Annotated in this window: 4 protein-coding genes; all 4 read right to left on the bottom strand. The window is 64.7% G+C overall.

The genetic code is table 11. The annotated features are described in order from the left end of the window. Nucleotides 1-859 precede the first annotated feature (859 nt). Nucleotides 860-1,822 (bottom strand): class 1 fructose-bisphosphatase, encoded by a 963-nt coding sequence (fbp, locus tag HY049_18525; protein MBI3450896.1) that lies wholly within the window; start codon nt 1,820-1,822, stop codon nt 860-862. Further along, complete coding sequence (locus HY049_18520) at nt 1,819-3,312, bottom strand: glucose-6-phosphate dehydrogenase (protein MBI3450895.1); 1,494 nt, start codon at nt 3,310-3,312, stop codon at nt 1,819-1,821. The genes fbp and HY049_18520 overlap by 4 nt, the downstream gene beginning before the upstream one ends. 5 nt (nt 3,313-3,317) lie before the next feature. Next, a complete protein-coding gene (gene gnd, locus HY049_18515) occupies nt 3,318-4,301 on the bottom strand; it encodes a decarboxylating 6-phosphogluconate dehydrogenase (protein ID MBI3450894.1) in 984 nt (327 codons plus the stop codon). A 34-nt stretch (nt 4,302-4,335) separates the two neighbouring features. Next, nucleotides 4,336-5,861, bottom strand: a 1,526-nt coding sequence (locus HY049_18510) for a bifunctional transaldolase/phosoglucose isomerase (GenBank protein MBI3450893.1), incomplete at its 5' end; no start/stop codon positions are given.

Here is a 5,861-nt window from a genome sequence, read left to right as displayed (position 1 = left end):
CTGACGGCGGATTCCGATAGACTTCCTTCGGGCCACGGTTCTTCCTCCTTCCCATTTAGGTCTCGCAACCCAATGAGAACAGAGGACGTGGCCCTCTTTCCACTCCTTTCAGATCGCCACCCTAACCGAACACGGATGGAGACGACACATCATTTGGATTCCAGATGATCGTCCTAGACTCCCCCATGCCAAGCTGGCTGACGCCCCATTCGAGACTTATAGAGAGGTTGTCGTGCATTTCCATATCTACTGACCCAATGTCCCGCAAGCGGACTACGTATTGGGCTACGTTGATGTTACTAACAGGGAAGTAACTTGTGTTATGAATTCGCAGGGGGCGAGATAGCGGCTGTGAAGGGTCTAGGTTATCAAGTAGTGACATCTCTATTCGAGGTCGCAGGGCTATTAGCGCCACTAGTCCTATCGCTAGCGATGCTATTCCTACTAGTGCGCCTATTGGCTTCCAGTTCCAAGGTTTCGTCTTTGTTGGGGCGGCACGCCCTTTGGTCGGGCGTTTGTCAGGCTGTCCTTGGTGCTTTTTCTCTTTACTGCGCTTACCTGCTTTCTTTCCTTTCTTGGCCATAAGGAATAGTCAATCCTTACCGCTTGGGGCAGGGATAGTCTGCCATCTCGTTCTGGTAAGCCTCGTTGCCTCCCTCACATCCCGAGAAGTCCCCATCGATAGGATCCCTAAGAACACAGGGCCCGGGGCGAGGAGAAAGGCTCGATCGCGCTTCATGAAGGCCCGCAGTTCAGGAGGTCCAGCCGAACTGGTCCCGCGCCGGTGCGGCCTTATTCGCATCAGTGCTCTTGGCCGTTAATCGCGGCACCGTCCAGCCGTCTGGCGTGCCGCTCGCTCCTACGCCTTCCCGTCCCTCACGAACCTGTCCCACACCCCCACATCATCCATGCTCCCGATCGCGATCGGCACCCGCTGGTGGATCGACGTCGCCTGGACGTCGAGGATTCGACCTGTGCCCGTCGAAGCCGCTCCCCCCGCCTGCTCCACCACGAACGCGAGCGGCGCGCACTCGTACAGCAGCCGCAGCTTCCCGGTCGTGTGCTTCGAGTCCGCCGGGTAGAAGTAGATGCCACCCTCCACCAGCGACCGATGCACGTCGGCGACGAGAGCCCCGACGTACCGCAGCGAGTACGGCCGCCCCGAAGCCTTGTCGGAGGCCGTCATGTACTCGAGGTACGCCCGAAGACGAGGATCCCACTGCGGCGCGTTTCCGAGATTGGCGCTGTAGTACTTCCCCCGCCGAGGGCACTTCATCTTCGGGTGCGACAGGACGAACTCCCCACGAGACGTGTCCAGAGTGAACCCGTTCGTCCCTTGGCCGGTCGTGAAGACGAAGATCGTCGAAGGCCCGTACATGATGTACCCCGCCGCGACCTGCTCCGACCCGCGCCGCAGCATGTCTTCAGCCGAAGCCTTCCCCGACGAAGTCTTGCGGCGCTGAATCCCGAAGATCGTGCCGACGGCTCCGTTGATGTCGCTATTCGACGACCCATCGAGAGGATCGATCGACACGACGAAGCGACCAGCCGGACCATCACAAAGATGATGCGCCAGCTCCTCTTCCTCCGACACCATCGCCGCCACCGGCCCCGAAGACCCGAACGCCGCGACCACCGTCTCGTTCCCGAAGAGATCGAGCTTCTTCGTCGCCTCCCCCTGGACGTTCTCGGCCCCCGTGACGCCGAGCATCCCGTCGAGAGCGGCCCGCGACAGCGTCGAGGCGAATGTCTTCCCCGCCGCAGCGAGCTGCATGAGAATCGAACGGACCTCGAGGTCCTTCACGAACTCTGAGAGAGTCATGGGTTGATCCACCTCCGGCCGTCCTTCTGCATGAGCTGATCGGCGCTCGCCGGCCCCCACGAGGCGCCGGCGTAGTTCGGGAAGTCGCGCGCCGGAAGAGACTTCCAGACGTCGAGGATCGGGTTCGCGATCGACCATGCAGCTTCCACCATGTCGGCGCGGTGGAAGAGGGCCGTGTCGCCGACCATGCAGTCGTAGAGAAGAGTCTCGTAGCCGGTCGAAGGGGCGGCCTCGCCGAAATCTTTGTAGGAGAAGTCGAGTTTGACCGATTTCATCTGAACCGTCGGCCCCGGGATCTTCGCCTCGATCTCCATCGTGATCCCCTCGTTCGGCTGGATGTGGAGGACGAGGCGGTTCGGCTCGATCGCGTCGACGATGGTGTGGCGGAAGAGGAGCAGGGGAGCGCGGCGGAACTGGATGACGATCTCGGTCGAGCGCTTCGCGAGCTTCTTGCCGGAGCGCAAATAGAAGGGGACGTCGGCCCAGCGCCAGTTCTCGACGAAGAGCTTCAGCGCGGCGTACGTCTCGGTGTTCGACGTGGGGGAGACGTTCTTCTCGCGGCGGTAGCCCGGGTCTTCGGCGGGCCCCGGGCCGTACTGCCCGCGAACCGAGTTGGTCAGGACCTCCTCCGGGGTCATCGGGTGGATGGCGTTGAGGACCTTCACCTTTTCGTTCCTGACGTCGGTGGCCTGGAAGCTGATGGGGGGCTCCATCGCGACGAGGGAGAGGAGCTGGAACATGTGGTTCTGGATCATGTCGCGAAGGACGCCCGACTGGTCGTAGTAGTTGCCGCGCCCCTCGACGCCGATCGACTCGGCCACGAGGATCTGCACGTGGTCGATGTAGCGGCGGTTCCAGACCGGCTCGAGGATTCCGTTCGCGAAGCGGAGGACCAATATGTTCTGGACCGTCTCCTTGCCGAGGTAGTGATCGATCCGGTAGATCTGCGTCTCGGCGAGGACGGCGCGGATCGACTTGTTCAGCGCGACGGCCGAGTCGAGATCGTGGCCGAAGGGCTTCTCGATGATGACGCGGCGCCACGCGCCCCCTTCCTCGGTGACGAGGGAGGCTCCGCCGAGCTGCTTGACGATCTCTTCGAAGAAGCTCGGCGGCGTCGAGAGGTAGAAGAGGACGTTCCCCTTCGTCGCGTGCTTCGTCTGGATCTCGGCGAGGAGGGTCCCGAGCTTCCTGTACGTCTCGGGGTTCCCGAACTCTCCGGAGACGTAGTACAGGCGCTGGTTGAAGTCGGCCCAGACGGCGTCGTCAACCGGTGTCGTCGCGAACTTCCGGATGTCCTCGGACTGCTCGGCGCGGAAGGCGTCGGTGGAGAAGTCCTTCCGCGCGACGCCGACGACGGCGAAATCCTTCGGGAGGAGGCCGTGGCCGCGAAGGTTGTAGAGGGCGGGGAGGAGCTTGCGCTTCGTCAGGTCGCCGGCCGCGCCGAAGACGACGATGACGCAGGGGTCGCCGGGTTTCGTCTCTGTCGCCATGCTCTTCAGTTCCCCGTCGGGCGTTCGATGTGGCCGCCGAACTTCTGGCGCATCGCGGAGAGGACCTTCTCGGCGAAGGTGTGCTCCTGCCGCGAGCGGAAGCGCGTGAAGAGGGAGGCGGTGAGGACGTCGGCCGGGACCGCCTCGTCGAGCGCGGCCTGGATCGTCCAGCGCCCTTCGCCGGAGTCCTGGACGAAGCCGGTGTAATTCGAGAGGGACGGGTTCTCGACGAGGGCCATCGCCGTCAGGTCCAGCAGCCACGAGCCGACGACGCTGCCGCGGCGCCACAGCTCCGCGATGTCGGCGAGGTTCAGGTCGTAGCGCTGATCCTCCGGAAGCTCCTTCGACGTCGCGTTCCGAAAGATGTCGAACCCTTCCGCGTACGCCTGCATGAGGCCGTACTCGATCCCGTTGTGGACCATCTTCACGAAGTGTCCCGCCCCGGACGGACCGCAGTAGAGGTAGCCGTCCTCGGCGGTGCCGGTCGCCTTCTCGCGCCCCGGCGTGCGGGCGACGTCGCCGCGGCCGGGGGCGAGCGTCTTGAAGATGGGGTCGAGCCGCTCGACGGCACCCTTCGGGCCGCCGAGCATCATGCAGTAGCCGCGCTCGAGCCCCCAGACGCCGCCGCTCGTGCCGACGTCGATGTACTGGATCCCCTTCGGCTGGAGGCCCTTCGACCTCCGGACGTCGTCCTTGAAGTACGAGTTGCCGCCGTCGATGATCGCGTCCCCCGACTCCATCAGCGCGGCGAGCGCGATGACGGTCTTCTCCGTCGGCTCGCCGCACGGGACCATCACCCAGGCGGCCCGCGGCTTCGTGAGCTTCTTGACGAAGTCGTCCATCGACGACGCCCCGGTGGCCCCTTCCTTCTCGAGCGCCTTCACGTTGGCGGGGTTCAGATCGAAGACGACGCACTTGTGGCCGCCGCGCATCAGGCGGCGCACCATGTTGGCGCCCATCCGGCCCAGGCCGATCATGCCGAGCTGCATCGTGTGACTCCTTTCCGTTGAGTGAGTCCGTTCGCTACGCGAGCGCCTGCTCGACCGCCCGCCGGAGCTTACCAAGCTCCGCGGTGACGTGGCTGCCGAGGTGCACGCGCAGGGCGCGACGCCCCCGCTCCGCGAGGACCTCGAAGTCGCCGCGCGCCTGGGCCGCCTTCACGACGCCGAAAGTGTACTTCTGTCCGGGAACCGGGAGATCGTTCGCGTCGTCGCACGTGATCTGGAGGAAGACGCCGCTGTTCGGCCCCCCCTTGTACGCCTGGCCCGTCGAGTGGAGGAAGCGCGGCCCGAAGCCGAGGCACGTGGCGTTCCTCCTCCGGTCGCGCACGGCGTGGCGCATCGCCTGGAGCGTGGCCTGGTGCGCCTCGTTCATCTCGACGTACGCCGAGACGCACAGGTAGTCGCCTGCCGCCAGCCGGCCGAGGTGCGCTTTCAGATACGCGACGAGCGATCGGTCGGCGCCCACCGCCCGGGTGAGGGCGTCGGCGTTCTTCCCGTCGGTGAAGAGCTTCACGCCGTCCCCCTCGAAGATGGGCTTCTCCGGGGGAAGCGAGCCCGCCTTCTCGTAGGCCGAGGTGAGGTTCTTCGTGGCGATCTTGCTGGCTTCCACGTCCGGTTGATTGAAAGCATTGATGCCGAGGATCGAGCCGGCGACCGCCGTCGCGATCTCCCACCGGAAGAACTCCTGCCCGAGGTCGTACGGCGCCGCCACCTGGATGCGCACGACGGGCTGTCCGGCCGCCTCGAGCGCTTTGATCGCCATGTCCTGCGTGGCGTCGGGCCCCGACTCGAGGCGCACGTAGGCGAAGAGGCGGTCGTTCCCGTACGCGGACGGCGGGCCCACCGACTCGCCGTCCACGGGGATGATCCCCTTGCCGACCTTTCCGGTCGATTCGGCGATGAGCTGCTCCATCCACGCGCCGAGGTCCGAGATGCCGGGGGAGGTGACGATGGTGATCTTGTCGCGCCCCTTGAGGGCGCAGACGCCCATGATCGTGCCGAGGACGACGCCCGGGTTCTCGATCGGCGGGACGCACGATCGGCACGAATGGACCATCTCCTCGGCGCGGTCGAGGAACTTCGCCGGGTCGACCCCCATGATCGCGGCGGGGACCATCCCGAAATCCGACAGCGCCGAGTAGCGGCCGCCGATCGACTTGAGGCCGAAGAAGACGTGCCGGAAGCGATCCCCCTCGGCGACCTTCTGCATGTTGGAGCCGGGGTCGGTGATCGCGATGAAGCGGTTGCCGGCCTCCTTCTCGCCGACGGCCTGCTTCACCCGCTCGAAGAAGTACTGCTTGAAGATGTTCGGCTCGAGCGTGCCCCCCGACTTGGACGAGACGATGAAGATCGTCTTTGCGAGGTCAATCTTTTTCTCGAAGGCCATCACCTGCGCCGGGTCGGTGGAATCGAGCACGTGCAGCTCGGGAAACCCCTTCTGCTTTCCGAAGGTCAGCTTCATCACCTCGGGACAGAGGCTCGATCCCCCCAGCCCGCGCAGAAGGGCGGTAGTGAACCCCTCCTTCATGACGTCTTCGACAATCGCCT

The organism is Acidobacteriota bacterium (genome assembly GCA_016195325.1).
GTDB lineage: Bacteria > Acidobacteriota > Polarisedimenticolia > JACPZX01 > JACPZX01 > JACPZX01.
Note: the sequence above shows the minus strand (reverse complement) of the source record. Positions and strands in the feature narration are given on the sequence as shown.

Excerpts from the sequence above, each read along its gene's own strand:
- fbp (MBI3450896.1), bottom strand. The coding sequence starts at position 1,822 with ATGACTCTCTCAGAGTTCGTGAAGGACCTCGAGGTCCGTTCGATTCTC.
- HY049_18520 (MBI3450895.1), bottom strand. The coding sequence starts at position 3,312 with ATGGCGACAGAGACGAAACCCGGCGACCCCTGCGTCATCGTCGTCTTC.
- gnd (MBI3450894.1), bottom strand. The coding sequence starts at position 4,301 with ATGCAGCTCGGCATGATCGGCCTGGGCCGGATGGGCGCCAACATGGTG.